Here is a 14,239-nt window from a genome sequence, read left to right on the forward strand (position 1 = left end):
GTTGCCATGAGTATTGGCAATCCTGTGATGTCAGTCAAAGGGACAATCAAACACAAGGGTCTTCGCCTGAAACCTGGCCGTTATACGGTGTTTCCAGAGTTATTGCTCTACGACCATTGTGTCGGATGGAAGGGCCCGCAACTTGAGGCCTGGGTTTGATTTTTGTTGGATTTCAGACACGAGGTAGGGGGCCGGACAAGATTCCGGGGCTTTGTGCCAGCTAAAAAAAACCCGGCAAAGAGCCGGGTTCTTTTGTCTGGCATTACGGATCAAGCGGTGAAGGTCTTGCCTTCGAACTGCTCGGCCACAAACTTCCAGTTGACCAGGTTCCAGAACGCTTCGACGTACTTCGGACGAAGGTTGCGGTAGTCGATGTAGTAGGCGTGTTCCCAAACGTCGCAGGTCAGCAGCGGGGTGTCGCCGCTGGTCAGCGGGTTGCCGGCGCCGATGGTGCTGGCCAGGGCCAGGGAACCGTCAGCCTTTTTCACCAGCCAGCCCCAACCGGAACCGAAGGTGCCGACGGAAGTCTTGGTGAATTCTTCCTTGAACTTGTCGAACGAGCCGAACGCACTGTTGATGGCGTCGGCCAGCGCGCCGGTAGGTTGACCACCGGCGTTTGGCGCCAGGCAGTTCCAGTAGAAGGTGTGGTTCCAGACCTGAGCGGCGTTGTTGAAGATACCGCCCGAGGAAGTCTTGACGATTTCTTCCAGGGTCTTGCCTTCGAACTCGGTGCCAGGTACCAGGTTGTTCAGGTTCACGACGTAGGTGTTGTGGTGCTTGTCGTGGTGGAATTCCAGAGTCTCTTTGGAGATGTGCGGCTGCAGTGCATCGTGTGGATAAGGCAGCGGCGGCAATTCGAAAGCCATGGTGATTCTCCTAATCAGGTCAGTTGCGGTGAGCGCAAGGCCGATCACGGGCGGCCAGACTAGCGCCGGGGAGTTTGTACTCATTGCGGCGCAGGAGTCGGATCATAGCACCGGGGGAACGGCATAACCACGCAACAACTGTGTGGGATAGAGGTTCCAGAGCGGTTTGGAATAATCAGCCAGAGACGATCAACTGTATGGCCACGCTGAACATCATCGTTGCCACCAGCACATCCAGTATCCGCCAGGTACTCGGCCGGGCCAGCCACGGTGCCAGCCATGCCGCACCGATTGCCAGTGTGAAGAACCACAGCAACGAGGCACTGGCCGCTCCCACGACATAGGCGCCAGGCACGCTTTGCTGGGCCCCGAGGGAACCGATCAGCAACACGGTGTCGAGATAGACGTGGGGGTTGAGCAGGGTCACCGCCAACGCACTGAGCAGCACCGCCCGTAACGAGCGCACGACCTGTTTTTCATCTTGTTGCAGGCTTTGTTTCGAACAGGCCCGACGCAACGCCAGGCTGCCATACCAGAGCAGGAACCCGGCGCCGCCCCAGCGGGCTATTGAAAGCAGCAACGGGCTTTGGGCCAGCAGTGTCGCCAGCCCGAACACCCCGGCGGCCACCAGCAACGCATCGCAAGTTACACACAGGGCGGCGACCGGCAAGTGATGTTCGCGGCGCAGGCTTTGCGCCAGCACGAAGGCGTTCTGAGCGCCGATGGCCATGATCAGCCCGAGGGCCACCAGTAGTCCGTTCATGTAGCTTTGCCACATAAATTACTCCCCGAGTAGGTATGAATGCGGTGTCATTCTCTGGTGCAAAGCGGTATAAGAAAAACCAATATTGCTGATTGCTCATTAGGGAAACTGATGTTCGATTACAAATTGCTTTCCGCTCTGGCGGCGGTTGTCGAACAGGCCGGATTCGAGCGTGCCGCCCAAGTGCTGGGTTTGTCGCAGTCGGCGATTTCCCAGCGGATCAAACTGCTGGAGGCGCGGGTCGGCCAGCCGGTGCTGGTGCGCGTCACGCCGCCGGCACCGACCGAAATCGGTCGCCGCTTGCTCAACCATGTGCAGCAGGTGCGGCTGTTGGAGCGCGACCTGCAAAGCCTGGTGCCAGCGCTGGATGAGGAGGGGCTGCCTGAGCGCCTGCGGATCGCCTTGAATGCCGACAGCCTGGCCACTTGGTGGGCGGTGGCCGTTGGAGATTTCTGCGCCGAACATCATCTGTTGCTCGACTTGGTGGTGGAAGACCAGACCGTCGGCCTCAAACGCATGCGTGCTGGTGAGGTGGCGGCGTGCGTCTGCGCCAGTGAACGTCCGGTGGCTGGTGCCCGTAGTGTGTTGTTGGGGGCCATGCGCTACCGGGCGTTGGCCAGCCCGGCGTTCATCGCCAGGCATTTCCCCGATGGGGTGCGCGCCGATCAACTGGCGCGCACGCCGGCGCTGGTGTTCGGCCCGGATGATTTCCTGCAGCATCGCTACCTTGCTTCCCTGGGGGTCGAAGGCGGTTTCGAACATCATCTCTGCCCGTCGTCCGAAGGTTTCATTCGGCTCGCCGAAGCGGGGCTTGGCTGGGGACTGGTGCCTGAGTTGCAAATGCGTGAGCAACTGGAGCGGGGCGAGTTGGTGGAATTGCTGGCAGATAAACCGATTGATGTGCCGTTGTACTGGCATCATTGGCGCAATGGTGGGCAGTTACTGGGTTTGTTGACTGAACGATTGATCAAGGCGGCAAGCAGCAAGCTCCAAGCGGTAAGTTGAAAGCGATTGGCTTGAAGCTTGTAGCTTGAAGCTCGAATCTGATTTTAGGAGTCTTCATGAAAATTCTGGTTACCGGCGCAAGTGGCTTCATTGGCGGGCGCTTTGCGCGTTTCGCTCTGGAGCAGGGCCTGGATGTACGGGTCAACGGTCGCCGGGCCGAGAGCGTTGAGCACCTGGTGCGTCGCGGGGCGCAGTTCATTCAGGGGGATCTGAGTGACCCGTTGCTGGCTCGCGACCTGTGCCTTGATGTTGACAGCGTCGTGCATTGCGCCGGTTCCGTGGGGCTTTGGGGCCGCTATCAGGATTTTCACCAGGGCAACGTCCAGGTCACGGAAAATATTGTCGAGGCCTGCCTCAAGCAGAAGGTCCGGCGTCTGGTTCATCTGTCATCACCGTCTATTTACTTCGACGGCCGGGACCATCTGGACCTGACCGAAGAACAGGTGCCCAAACGCTTCAAACATCCCTACGCCGCCACCAAATACCTGGCTGAACAGAAAGTCTTCGGGGCCCAGGAGTTCGGTCTCGAAGTACTGGCTCTGCGCCCGCGCTTTGTCACCGGCGCCGGCGACATGAGCATTTTCCCCCGGCTGTTGAAAATGCAACGCAAGGGCCGCTTGGCCATTGTCGGCAACGGGTTGAACAAGGTGGATTTCACCAGCGTGCAGAATCTCAACGAAGCGCTGCTCAGCAGTCTTTTGGCCGGCGAATCGGCCCTTGGCAAGGCTTACAACATCAGCAACGGCACGCCGGTGCCGTTGTGGGATGTGGTCAATTATGTGATGCGACAGATGGAAGTCCCACAGGTCCGGCGTTATCGTTCCTACCGGCTGGCCTACAGCGTCGCCGCCCTGAATGAAGGTTTTTGCACGTTATGGCCGGGCCGTCCCGAACCGACGTTGTCGCGCCTGGGCATGCAGGTCATGAACAAGAATTTCACCCTGGACATCAGCCGGGCCCGGCATTATCTGGATTACGATCCACAGGTCAGCCTGTGGACCGCTCTTGATGAGTTCTGCGCCTGGTGGAAAGCCCAGGATGCCCGCTGATCGCCCCGTCATGAACCGAGTGCCAGGTTCGGGGTCAATCGGTGCGGCGGGCGAGGGGGTTATACTCGCTGCATCAAGCCAACACCGGTTTCCCAAAGGTTGAACCCAATGCCCATGCGTAACGATTCCAACGACGACTTCGATGATATACCGAGCTTGCGGATGCGGGCCGACATTCCCGATGACGATGACTTTCTGCCTGAGCGCGAACGCCCGCCCCACGTGCAAGCGCGCCCGGCACCCGTTGCGGCGGCCAAGGTCAAGGGGGCCAGTACCGGGCCACTGTGGGCACTGGTCGGTGCGCTGTTGTGTGCGCTTGCCTTCCTGGCGTGGTGGAGCTTCCAGCAGATTTCCTTGATGGAACAGCAGCTGGTGGCCACCCAGGAAAGTTTCGCCCGTATCAGTGAAGACGCGGCGGGGCGCTTGCAGGACATTTCCGGCAAGGTGGTAGCCGGTCAGTCCAATGTCATGAGCGACAGTGAAGCCTTGAAGTTGCAGATCAAACAGCTGGAAGGCAAGCTCCAGGAGCAGGGCAAGCAATTCGAAAGCAAGCTGCAGGAGCAGTACAAACAACAGATGGTCGCGTTCGGTCCGTCCGCCGACCTGGACAAGGAGCTGGCCCAGATCATTGCCCAGACCACTGAGCAGCAGAACGCCAGCACTCAGTTGCAAGCTTCCAACAAGGAACTCCAGGACCAGGTCAAGGCGCTGGCGGCTGAAGTTTCCGCCCTGAAAAACCAGGGCGAGGATGGTGCTCTCGATGCCCGGCTCAAGAGCATCGGTGCCGACATCACCGCCCTGAAACGCGCCACTTCCAATTCTGCCATCGAGCGTCTGGAGCAGGACGTGATCGTGCTCAAGAGCCAACAGGACAACGGGGGCAGCAACACCGCCGAGTTCGACGCCTTCCGCGGCCAGGTCACCCGCAATATCAACACGCTGCAAGCGCAGATCCGCAACCTGCAGCAGCAACTTGGCAGCCGAGCTCAGTGACGAGGCTGTAGTCGCGAGCGGTGGGTCAGTCAGTTTGCATCAATGGCTGATGTGCCACCGCCATCGCGAGCAGGCTCGCTCCCACATCGTGAGTCGTGCGCTTGCAAAGTGTTCAGCCGCTGCAAACCGGTGGGCTTGCCGATCCTTGCGCTGATCGGCAAGTGGGACCAGACAAATGCACAAAAAAAGGCCCGCATCGCTGCGGGCCTTTTGTTGAGTAACGGCGGCAATTCAGCCCGCCACCAACACCCGTATGGCCTCCAGGCGCAGCGCCGCCTTCTCAAGCATCGCCAGACCTTGCTCACGCTGTTGGCGCAGAGCCACCAGTTCGCTGTCGCGTACCGTCGGGTTGACCGCTTGCAGGGCGGTCAGGCGCGCCAGTTCTTCGTCGGTATCGGCTGCCAGGCGACGCTGGGCTTCGGCCACGCGTTCGGCGTGACGCGGGGCGATCTTCTCTTCACCGGCGTTGATCCGTGGCGAGAGCTGGTCACGCTGGGCCTGGATGAACTTGTTGGCGCTGGCCCGAGGCACGCTTTCCAACTGATCGTTCAAAGTCTCGAACGAGACTCGGGCGGCGAGGTCGTTGCCGTTGGCGTCCAGCAGGCAGCGCAGGGCGGCCGGCGGCAAGTAACGGCCCAGTTGCAGTGAGCGCGGGGCAACCACCTCACTGACATAGAGCAGTTCCAGCAACACGGTGCCGGGCTTGAGGGCCTTGTTCTTGATCAGCGCTACGGCGGTATTGCCCATGGAGCCGGACAGCACCAGGTCCATGCCGCCTTGCACCATCGGGTGCTCCCAGGTAATGAACTGCATGTCTTCGCGAGACAGCGCCTGGTTGCGGTCGTAGGTGATGGTCACGCCTTCGTCGTCGCCCAGCGGGAAGCTGGCGTCGAGCATTTTTTCGCTCGGCTTGAGGATCAGCGCGTTGTCCGAATGGTCCTCGCTGTCGATGCCGAACGCATCGAACAGGGTTTCCATGTAGATCGGCAGGGCGAACTGGTCGTCTTGTTCGAGAATGGCCTCTACCAAGGCATCGCCTTCACCCGCGCCGCCAGAGTTGAGCTCCAGCAGACGGTCGCGACCGGTGTGCAGCTCGGCCTCCAAGCGTTCGCGTTCGGTGCGGGCTTCGTCGATCAAGGCTTGCCACTGGCCGTCATCGGCTTCTTCCAGCAATGGCAGCAGGCGCGGGCCGAACTGATGCTGCAAGGCGTTGCCGGTCGGACAGGTATTGAGGAACGCGTTCAGGGCCTCGTGATACCACTGGAACAGCCGCGCTTGCGGGCTGGTTTCCAGGTACGGCGCATGCAGCTCGATGGTGTGCTTCTGGCCGATCCGGTCCAGACGGCCAATACGCTGTTCCAGCAGGTCCGGGTGCGAGGGCAGGTCGAACAGCACCAAATGGTGGGCGAACTGGAAGTTGCGGCCTTCGCTGCCGATTTCCGAGCAGATCAGCACCTGGGCGCCGAACTCTTCGTCGGCGAAATAAGCCGCCGCACGGTCGCGCTCCAGGATGTTCATGCCTTCATGGAACACCGTGGCCGGGATGCCGGAACGTACGCGCAGGGCATCTTCCAGGTCCATGGCGGTTTCGGCGTGGGCGCAGATCACCAGCACTTTGGTGCGCTTGAGCATCTTCAGGGTGTCGATCAGCCACTCGACCCGTGGGTCGAAACGCCACCAGCGCTGTTCTTCGTTGGCGTCCGGCTGAGCCTGGAAGCTGACTTCCGGGTACAGCTCGGCGTGATCACCCAACGGCAGCTCGAGGTATTCGTCCGGGCACGGCAGCGGGTAGGCGTGCAGTTTGCGCTCCGGGAAACCCTGTACGGCGGCGCGCGTATTGCGAAACAGCACGCGGCCGGTGCCGTGGCGGTCCAGCAGTTCGCGGACCAGGCGGGCGCTGGCTTCTACATCGCCATCATTGACGGCGGTCAGCAGCGCTTCGCCCTCGTTACCCAGGAAGCCGTGAATGGTCTTGTGCGCCTCGGGTGAGAGACGGCCCTTGTCCAGCAGCTCCTGCACGGCCTCGGCCACCGGGCGATAATTCTCGCTCTCGGCGCGGAAGGCCTTGAGGTCATGGAAGCGGTTCGGGTCCAGCAGGCGCAGGCGGGCGAAGTGGCTGTCCTGGCCCAGCTGTTCCGGGGTCGCGGTCAGCAGCAGTACGCCGGGAATCGTTTCGGCAAGCTGTTCGACCAGAGCGTAATGCGGGCTGACCTGATCTTCGTGCCAGACCAGGTGATGGGCTTCGTCGACCACCATCAGGTCCCAGCCGGCGGCAAACAGCGCGTCCTGGGCCTTCTCATCGTCCACCAGCCACTCCAGCGCCACCAGGGCCAGTTGGGTGTCTTCGAACGGGTTGCTGGCATCGCTTTCGATGAAGCGTTCTTCGTCGAACAAGGCGACCTGCAGGTTGAAACGCCGGCGCATTTCCACCAGCCACTGGTGCTGAAGGTTTTCCGGTACCAGGATCAGCACGCGGCTGGCGCGGCCGGAGAGCAGTTGGCGGTGGATGATCAGGCCGGCTTCGATGGTCTTGCCCAGGCCCACTTCGTCTGCCAGCAATACCCGTGGCGCGATGCGGTCGGCCACTTCACGGGCGATGTGCAATTGGTGGGCGATGGGCTGGGCACGGACGCCACCCAGGCCCCAGAGCGGCGACTGCAACTGGCGGCTGGTGTGTTCCAGGGTGTGGTAGCGCAGGGAAAACCACGCCAGCGGGTCGATCTGGCCGGCGAACAGACGGTCACTGGCCAGGCGGAACTGGATAAAGTTCGACAGCTGGGTTTCCGGCAGAGTGACAACCTCGTTCTGCCCATTGAGGCCGTGGTAGACCAGCAGCCCATCGACATCGTCGACTTCGCGCACGGTCATTTTCCAGCCTTCGAAGTGAGTGATCACATCGCCCGGCGAAAACCGCACGCGGGTGAGGGGCGCATTCCGTAGCGCGTACTGGCGAGTGTCGCCAGTGGCCGGATAGAGCACGGTCAACAAGCGGCCGTCCTGTGCCAGAACGGTGCCTAAACCCAGCTCGGCTTCGCTGTCACTGATCCAGCGTTGCCCCGGTTGATACTGCTGCGCCATGCTGCCTGACTCCCGCCTTGAAAAAGCCGGTTATCTTAACGGAATGATCCCTCAGACCAAAGGATTTACGTAGACATCGGGTCGCCATGGGCATTGATTACTTACCGGCGGTGCGGAACTTAAGTGTGCTGAGTGATCAAACAAGCTCGGCCCGGCCTATTGTGATAATGCCAACCGGGTCACAAGTTTCAGACCAGCGGTTCAAGCTGCCCCTCGCTCAGCCGACAACCTGAAGACAGGAGACCTTTATGTTGCCACCCATGCTCCCTTTGAGCGCCGTACCCATCACCGCTCAACAGGATCCGGTCCGCCAGCGGCCGGACATACCGCCCGTGGTCCCGGTGCAGCAAAGCTCCAACGAAAGCACCATCGACCTGAAGAATCGCGACCCGGAGGAGGCTGCGCTGTTGCTGCGCGAGGAGCAACAGCGCCAGCAGGAACGCAACAAGCGCCGCCGCGAAGCCGACGAAGATCCCGAAGCGCACCTGGCCGTACCGGGCACTGAACTGAACGCCGACAACACCGTGCCAGTGGTGCCGTTGGTGGAAGGGGAAGAGCGTCAGGGCTTGTGGGTCGATATCCAGGTCTGATCCAGGCTTTTGTCGACGCATGCAGGCTGGTCAACCCGCTCGACAGCCTTCATCATGAGAGCATCCGCAGTTCACCGTACGATGCCGACACGCCATGAGCCAAGACGACAAACTGATCGACCTCAGTGCTGAGCGCGCCAAGCGCGTTCACGACCTCAACGAAAAACGCCTTAACGAAGTCCGCCAGGCTTTCGAGCAAGCCATGCCATTGGGCAAAGCCCAGAAAAAACCGAAGAAAAAACCCAAAAAGCGCTGACTCCCCCCTCTATCCATTGATACAGATCAGTTATTTCCCTTCCTTTTCGCCGCGTCGCGAGCGTTATTGACCCCGGTCAATTTTCATCCAGGCCTGATTGGTTAACTTGCACCCATCGCAACAGGGGCAAGACCAGGAGGCCAGTCATGTTTTTCGATAATGTGGTGTTTGCCGGAGTGTTGACCGTCGGCCTCATGTTCGTGTTTTTCGCCGGCTTCGGATTATTCATCTGGAAAGATGCACACAAGCGCAAAAAGCCGTAGGTCTTTCCAGCTAAAACGAGCACGCAAGGCATTTTGGGCGACTTCGGTCGCCCTTTTTTTTTTCATTTTTTTGTTCCACACACTACAACTGTGGGAGCGAGCCTGCTCGCGATAGCGTCCGGTCAGCCACATCTGCATTGTTTGATGCGCCGCCATCGCGAGCAAGCTCGCTCCCACAGTAGTCAGGTGTCCGGGCATAAAAAAAGGTGCGATCCGCCAGGACCGCACCTTTTTTATTAGCCGCTGATATCAGCTGCCGATGGCCTTGGACGCCAGCCAGAACAGCGCCGCCGAGAGGGCCACTGTCGCCGGCAGGGTCAGTACCCAGGCCAGCAGGATGGTCCGTACCGTGCCACCTTGCAGACCGCTTTTGTTGGCGACCATGGTGCCCGCCACGCCGGACGACAGTACGTGGGTGGTGGAAACCGGCAGGCTGAAGATGTTCGCCGCACCGATCATGCACGCCGTGGTGATTTGCGCCGACATACCTTGAGCGTAGGTCATGCCTTGCTTGCCGATCTTCTCACCGATGGTCAGCACCACACGCTTCCAGCCGACCATGGTGCCCAGGCCCAGGGCCAGGGCGACTGCCAGGATCACCCAGAACGGGGCGTATTCGGTGGTGGCGGTCAGGTCCTTGCGCAGCTTGTTCAGGTCGTCTTTTTCCCGAGCTGCCAGGCCTGGCAGCTTGCCAACCTTCTTCGCCGTGTCATCCAGGCAGAGCAGGTAGCGGCGAACCTCGATGCGGCTTTCCGACGGCAGCGATTGGTAATCCGCCACGCCTTTGAGGGTGTCGAGCAGCGCCGCGATGGTGGGCTCGGTCTGCTGCGGGTTGCAGCGGAATTTCTCTGGCAGATCGCCCTTCACGCTTTTGCCCAGCGCCAGGTATTCACCCAGCGATTCGCTGTTGCGCTGGTAGAACTGGCTCAGGTGCAACGTCGCGTCGCGGGTGCGCTCGATCTGGTAGGTGGTGCTGTTCAGGTCAAGCACGAACTGCGCCGGTACGATACCGATCAGCACCAGCATGATCAGGCCGATGCCTTTCTGACCATCGTTGGAGCCGTGGACGAAGCTGACGGCCATGGCTGAAATGACCAGCACCAGGCGATTCCAGAACGGGGGGTGTTTCTTGTCATCGATCTTGCGGCGCTGTTCCGGCGTCTTGTGCATCTTCGACAGCGGACGCCACCACTTCAGACTGATCAATACCAGTGCGGCAATCAGGAAGCCCGCCATGGGCGAGAACACCAGGGAGGCACCGATATCGATTGCCTTTTGCCAGTTCACCCCGTCGGCCAACGGGATATCGTTGATCAGCGCGTTGGCCAGGCCCACGCCGAGGATCGAACCAATCAGCGTGTGGGAGCTGGAGGCTGGGATACCGAAATACCAGGTGCCCAGGTTCCAGGTGATGGCCGCTGCGAGCAGCGAAAACACCATGGCCAGCCCGTGTCCGGTGTTCACATTGATCAGCAGCTCTACCGGCAGCAGGTGAACGATGGCATACGCCACGCCCACACCGCCCAGCAGCACGCCGAGGAAGTTGAACACACCGGAAAAGAACACCGCCAGATGAGGCGGCATGGCTTTGGTGTAGATAACAGTGGCCACCGCGTTTGCGGTGTCATGAAAGCCGTTGATGAACTCGAAGGCGAGGACAAAGGCCAGGGCGAGCAAGAGGCTCACAAGCACCCAAGCATCCAGTCCGCTAAATAAATCGATCATGAAGGTTTTCTGACCCGGTCGTAAGGGGGCGCGATTATGCCAGAAAACCTCGGTAATCGATGCATTGCCTGCTCATCGGTAACATTCTTCAACGAAATAATTTGCAGGCACCCTTTCGAACCCTGGCTTTTAGCGGGTTGCGCAAGCCATTGATTCGGGAACGGAAAACGCGCCAGGCAAGGGGCCGCTCGTCGTTGCAAGAGCCTTAAGCGGTTGTGCGAAAAATCCGAAAAGAAGGTAAGCCAAGGCCATTCCTCGACCGTTGTCGGGGAAATGGCGGCCCGCTCATGGCGGGCGTCCGGTACGGGGCCGGCCAGGGTGTCGGCCGGATACCGCTTCACAAGAACATCAAGCGCTGAGCATTACCGCTCTTCCGCTTTGAGTTCCTGTTCCATTTTCTGAAGTTCCTGGGTAAAGGCCTGGTCCTGAACGGTGGCGCGTTTACGCCAGGGTTTGCGTTCCGGTTCAGGTTGCGCGGCGTAGGTGGTGATTTCCCCGCCGTAAACTTCCTTGTAACGTTGTTCCTGGCGCTCAAGTTCCGCGCGCAGTTCGTCTTTCGTCACAGTATTACCTAATGGATTGAATGGGATCTGGTGATACGCACTGCATGTAGACATGCAGACGGCCACGGCACCAGAGCTGACAGCTGACGTAGCATCAGGAGTTTCGTATACCGCCGATACGGGGAAGCGCCATCCGGGTGCTTCGGGCACCGGCTGCCGGCACCACGCAGGATAGAAACCTGCAATGCCTGCGGACGGGAGCGGTCGATTGCCGCACCGTCACTGTGGTGCATTATAGCGGGCTGCCCGAAGAACACTATCGGGAAAAGTTAAAAGAATCTGTTGTTGTGTGAATCAATATTTGTATGTGCAACTTGTGGCAATTAGGTTTCAGGCAATGCCAGACAATGTCGCTATCCACTCTGCTGGCGCGAACTACGTTCAATACTCGTGTCGTCTTACTTATTTATCAACCCTTCACACAGAAGCAAGAGGGGGGTAGGGTGCCTTGATTGCGATTATCGGTTGATGGTTCGATAATCGAACGGTGCTGACAGCCAGCCCTTGTCTGCTCAGCGGGCAGCCGCTTGTAATAGCCGCCATTCCCCGGGAAGGACCAGATATGAACGACCAATTGCGCAACGCCTTTGCTTCTGTAGCGCCACCCATCGTTGCTTCGCCGGCCAAGCGCATCCAGGCCCTGACCGGTGACCCGGACTTCATGACGTCCCTGGCCCGAGGGTTGGCCGTGGTCCAGGCGTTCCAGGAGCGCAAGCGGCACTTGACCATCGCTCAGATCAGCCACCGCACGGAAATTCCCCGCGCCGCCGTCAGACGTTGCTTGCATACCTTGATCAAACTCGGCTACGCCACCACCGACGGACGAACCTATTCGCTGCTGCCCAAAGTATTGACCCTGGGCCATGCCTATCTGTCATCGACGCCTCTGGCCGTGTCCGCGCAGCCGTATCTGGATCGCATGAGCGAACAGCTGCATGAGGCCTGTAATATGGCGACGCTTGAAGGCGACGACATTCTTTATATCGCCCGTTCGGCCACCACCCAGCGGCTGATATCCGTGGACCTGTCCGTCGGTGGACGTCTGCCGGCCTATTGCACCTCGATGGGCAGGATTCTTCTGGCGGCACTGGACGACGCTTCCCTGCGTGATTACCTCGACCATGCCGACCTGCAGGCCAAGACCAGCCGGACCCTGCACACTCCCCAGGCTTTGCTGGAGTGTTTGCAAGAGGTGCGGCAGCAGGGATGGTGCATCGTCGATCAGGAACTGGAGCAGGGGCTGCGCTCGATTGCCGTGCCAGTCTACGACGCCTCCGGCCAGGTGGTGGCGGCGCTGAATGTCAGTACCCATGCCGGGCGGGTCAGCCGCAATGAACTGGAACAGCGCTTCCTGCCGGGGCTGTTGGGAGCCAGCCGCGACTTGAGCGCGCAACTGTTCACTTAAGCTGTTCGATAAACGCACAGAGTCGCCTCTGACGAATTGACGGTATTTGCCTCGGATCATTAATGTCGCGGCAGCGTCATCCGACGTGATCGAGCCTGGCTCGACCGATGGATGGCGGCCCAATAATAATGAGAGGCACACCTGCCATGTATACCTTCCTCGGCCTTCACCTTGACGATCGACCGACCTGTCTGTCCCGGATCGCCCGCTAACCAACACCTTTTTTGCAGCCTTGCGGTTTATTTGCCGGGCCTCTGTTCGCCTGCGTTTTCTTGCGTGGAATAAAAACAAGATGAACCAACCCCAGACCTCCGTAGGCAATTGCCTCGACGTGCAGTCCTTCATCAACGCTCAACCCATCTCGCGCTATCAGTGGCGGGTAGTGATCCTGTGCTTTCTGATTGTTTTTCTCGACGGCCTCGACACCGCGGCCATGGGCTTCATCGCTCCGGCGCTCTCCCAGGACTGGGGTATTGATCGGGCCAGCCTGGGTCCGGTCATGAGTGCGGCGCTGATCGGCATGGTCTTCGGAGCTCTCGGCTCCGGTCCGTTGGCAGACCGTTTCGGCCGAAAAGTTGTGCTGGTAGGCGCGGTCGTGCTGTTCGGCGCGTTCAGCCTGGCATCGGCTTACAGCACCAACATCGATCAATTGCTGGTGCTGCGCTTTCTGACCGGCCTGGGGTTGGGCGCCGGTATGCCGAACGCCACTACCTTGCTGTCGGAATACACCCCGGAGCGTAAAAAGTCGTTGCTGGTGACCAGCATGTTCTGCGGCTTCAACCTGGGAATGGCCGGTGGCGGGTTTATCTCGGCCAAGTTGATACCGGCGTTCGGTTGGCACAGTCTGCTGCTGATCGGCGGGATCCTGCCGTTGATCCTGGCGGTGGTGCTGGTGTTCTGGTTGCCGGAGTCGGCACGTTATCTGGTGGTGCGCAATCGCGGCACGGACAAGGTGCGCAAGACCCTGGCCCCGATCGATCCGCACACCGTCGCCCAGGCGGCGAGTTTCAGTGTGCCGGAACAAAAAATCGTTAAAGCCCGCAACGTGCTGGCGGTGATTTTCTCCGGCACCTACAGCGCCGGGACGCTCTTGTTGTGGCTGACCTATTTCATGGGGCTGGTAATTGTTTACCTGCTGACCAGTTGGTTGCCGACGCTGATGCGCGACAGCGGCGCGAGCATGGAGCAGGCGGCGTTTATCGGGGCGTTGTTCCAGTTCGGCGGCGTATTGAGCGCGGTTGGGGTGGGTTGGGCGATGGATCGGTTCAATCCGCACAAAGTCATCGGCATTTTCTACTTGATGGCCGGGATATTCGCCTACGCGGTAGGGCAGAGTCTGGGCAACATTACCTTGCTTGCCACGTTGGTGCTGGTGGCCGGCATGTGCGTCAACGGCGCGCAATCGGCGATGCCGTCGCTGGCGGCGCGGTTCTATCCGACCCAAGGCCGGGCCACCGGTGTCTCGTGGATGCTGGGTATCGGCCGGTTCGGCGCGATCCTCGGCGCCTGGATGGGCGCGACATTGTTGGGCCTGGGCTGGAACTTCGAACAGGTCCTGACCGCCCTGGTCATTCCAGCGGCCCTGGCGACTGCGGCGGTGGTGATCAAGGGCATGGTCAGTCATGCGGATGCGACGTGAGGCAATGATCTGAACCTTGCGGCAGACCGGTGGGAGCGAGCCTG

13 protein-coding genes are annotated in these 14,239 nt (G+C 60.1%); 8 read left to right on the forward strand and 5 right to left on the reverse strand.

Going from position 1 to position 14,239, the window contains the following annotated elements; all coding sequences use genetic code 11:
- Nucleotides 1–269: 269 nt before the first annotated feature.
- Entirely contained in the window at nucleotides 270–866 is a 597-nt protein-coding gene (locus T3A99_RS22755; protein WP_047228326.1) for a superoxide dismutase, read from the reverse strand.
- Nucleotides 867–1,041: 175 nt separating this feature from the next.
- Nucleotides 1,042–1,644, reverse strand: coding sequence for a LysE/ArgO family amino acid transporter (locus tag T3A99_RS22760; RefSeq protein WP_047228325.1), 603 nt, complete (start codon nucleotides 1,642–1,644; stop codon nucleotides 1,042–1,044).
- A 96-nt stretch (nucleotides 1,645–1,740) separates the two neighbouring features.
- On the opposite strand from T3A99_RS22760, the gene T3A99_RS22765 reads away from it, so the two are divergent.
- From T3A99_RS22765 to T3A99_RS22775, 3 genes are all read left to right on the forward strand, one after another.
- Entirely contained in the window at nucleotides 1,741–2,634 is an 894-nt protein-coding gene (locus tag T3A99_RS22765) for a LysR family transcriptional regulator ArgP (protein ID WP_047228324.1), read from the forward strand.
- Nucleotides 2,635–2,690: 56 nt separating this feature from the next.
- Nucleotides 2,691–3,683 (forward strand): NAD-dependent epimerase/dehydratase family protein, encoded by a 993-nt coding sequence (locus tag T3A99_RS22770; protein WP_139050964.1) that lies wholly within the window; start codon nucleotides 2,691–2,693, stop codon nucleotides 3,681–3,683.
- Nucleotides 3,684–3,791: 108 nt separating this feature from the next.
- A complete protein-coding gene (locus T3A99_RS22775) occupies nucleotides 3,792–4,676 on the forward strand; it encodes an ATPase (protein ID WP_047228322.1) in 885 nt (294 codons plus the stop codon).
- A 231-nt stretch (nucleotides 4,677–4,907) separates the two neighbouring features.
- On the opposite strand, the gene rapA is transcribed toward T3A99_RS22775, so the two are convergent.
- Nucleotides 4,908–7,754 carry an RNA polymerase-associated protein RapA gene (gene rapA, locus T3A99_RS22780; protein WP_047228321.1) on the reverse strand — a complete coding sequence of 949 codons (2,847 nt, stop codon included), beginning with the start codon at nucleotides 7,752–7,754 and terminating at the stop codon, nucleotides 4,908–4,910.
- A gap of 248 nt (nucleotides 7,755–8,002) precedes the next feature.
- On the opposite strand from rapA, the gene T3A99_RS22785 reads away from it, so the two are divergent.
- The 3 genes from T3A99_RS22785 (at nucleotide 8,003) to ccoM (ending at nucleotide 8,863) form a co-directional block, all read left to right on the forward strand.
- A complete protein-coding gene (locus tag T3A99_RS22785) occupies nucleotides 8,003–8,344 on the forward strand; it encodes a hypothetical protein (RefSeq protein WP_047228320.1) in 342 nt (113 codons plus the stop codon).
- Nucleotides 8,345–8,438: 94 nt separating this feature from the next.
- Entirely contained in the window at nucleotides 8,439–8,600 is a 162-nt protein-coding gene (locus T3A99_RS22790; protein ID WP_171061412.1) for a hypothetical protein, read from the forward strand.
- Nucleotides 8,601–8,746: 146 nt separating this feature from the next.
- Nucleotides 8,747–8,863, forward strand: coding sequence for a cytochrome c oxidase subunit CcoM (ccoM, locus tag T3A99_RS22795; protein ID WP_025212288.1), 117 nt, complete (start codon nucleotides 8,747–8,749; stop codon nucleotides 8,861–8,863).
- Between the two features lie 249 nt (nucleotides 8,864–9,112).
- Here the strand turns inward: ccoM and T3A99_RS22800 are convergent, their stop codons facing one another.
- Complete coding sequence (locus tag T3A99_RS22800) at nucleotides 9,113–10,588, reverse strand: inorganic phosphate transporter (protein WP_047228319.1); 1,476 nt, start codon at nucleotides 10,586–10,588, stop codon at nucleotides 9,113–9,115.
- 362 nt (nucleotides 10,589–10,950) lie between these two features.
- Nucleotides 10,951–11,151, reverse strand: a complete 201-nt coding sequence (locus T3A99_RS22805) for a hypothetical protein (protein ID WP_047228318.1) — start codon at nucleotides 11,149–11,151, stop codon at nucleotides 10,951–10,953.
- 562 nt (nucleotides 11,152–11,713) lie between these two features.
- Between T3A99_RS22805 and pcaR the strand changes: the two genes are divergently transcribed.
- Nucleotides 11,714–12,556: a pca regulon transcriptional regulator PcaR gene (gene pcaR / locus T3A99_RS22810; protein ID WP_092397150.1), complete on the forward strand. Its 843-nt coding sequence runs from the start codon at nucleotides 11,714–11,716 to the stop codon at nucleotides 12,554–12,556.
- Nucleotides 12,557–12,848: 292 nt separating this feature from the next.
- Nucleotides 12,849–14,195 (forward strand): MFS transporter, encoded by a 1,347-nt coding sequence (locus tag T3A99_RS22815; RefSeq protein ID WP_047228316.1) that lies wholly within the window; start codon nucleotides 12,849–12,851, stop codon nucleotides 14,193–14,195.
- Nucleotides 14,196–14,239 lie beyond the last annotated feature (44 nt).

The sequence above is a fragment of the Pseudomonas sp. N-137 genome, from assembly GCF_034555295.1.
In the GTDB taxonomy this organism is placed as follows: domain Bacteria; phylum Pseudomonadota; class Gammaproteobacteria; order Pseudomonadales; family Pseudomonadaceae; genus Aquipseudomonas; species Aquipseudomonas rhizophila.

Excerpts from the sequence above, each read along its gene's own strand:
- T3A99_RS22770 (WP_139050964.1), top strand. The coding sequence starts at position 2,691 with ATGAAAATTCTGGTTACCGGCGCAAGTGGCTTCATTGGCGGGCGCTTT.
- T3A99_RS22815 (WP_047228316.1), top strand. The coding sequence starts at position 12,849 with ATGAACCAACCCCAGACCTCCGTAGGCAATTGCCTCGACGTGCAGTCC.
- T3A99_RS22755 (WP_047228326.1), bottom strand. The coding sequence starts at position 866 with ATGGCTTTCGAATTGCCGCCGCTGCCTTATCCACACGATGCACTGCAG.
- T3A99_RS22790 (WP_171061412.1), top strand. The coding sequence starts at position 8,439 with ATGAGCCAAGACGACAAACTGATCGACCTCAGTGCTGAGCGCGCCAAG.
- T3A99_RS22760 (WP_047228325.1), bottom strand. The coding sequence starts at position 1,644 with ATGTGGCAAAGCTACATGAACGGACTACTGGTGGCCCTCGGGCTGATC.
- rapA (WP_047228321.1), bottom strand. The coding sequence starts at position 7,754 with ATGGCGCAGCAGTATCAACCGGGGCAACGCTGGATCAGTGACAGCGAA.
- T3A99_RS22775 (WP_047228322.1), top strand. The coding sequence starts at position 3,792 with ATGCCCATGCGTAACGATTCCAACGACGACTTCGATGATATACCGAGC.
- T3A99_RS22765 (WP_047228324.1), top strand. The coding sequence starts at position 1,741 with ATGTTCGATTACAAATTGCTTTCCGCTCTGGCGGCGGTTGTCGAACAG.
- T3A99_RS22800 (WP_047228319.1), bottom strand. The coding sequence starts at position 10,588 with ATGATCGATTTATTTAGCGGACTGGATGCTTGGGTGCTTGTGAGCCTC.
- T3A99_RS22785 (WP_047228320.1), top strand. The coding sequence starts at position 8,003 with ATGTTGCCACCCATGCTCCCTTTGAGCGCCGTACCCATCACCGCTCAA.
- pcaR (WP_092397150.1), top strand. The coding sequence starts at position 11,714 with ATGAACGACCAATTGCGCAACGCCTTTGCTTCTGTAGCGCCACCCATC.
- ccoM (WP_025212288.1), top strand. The coding sequence starts at position 8,747 with ATGTTTTTCGATAATGTGGTGTTTGCCGGAGTGTTGACCGTCGGCCTC.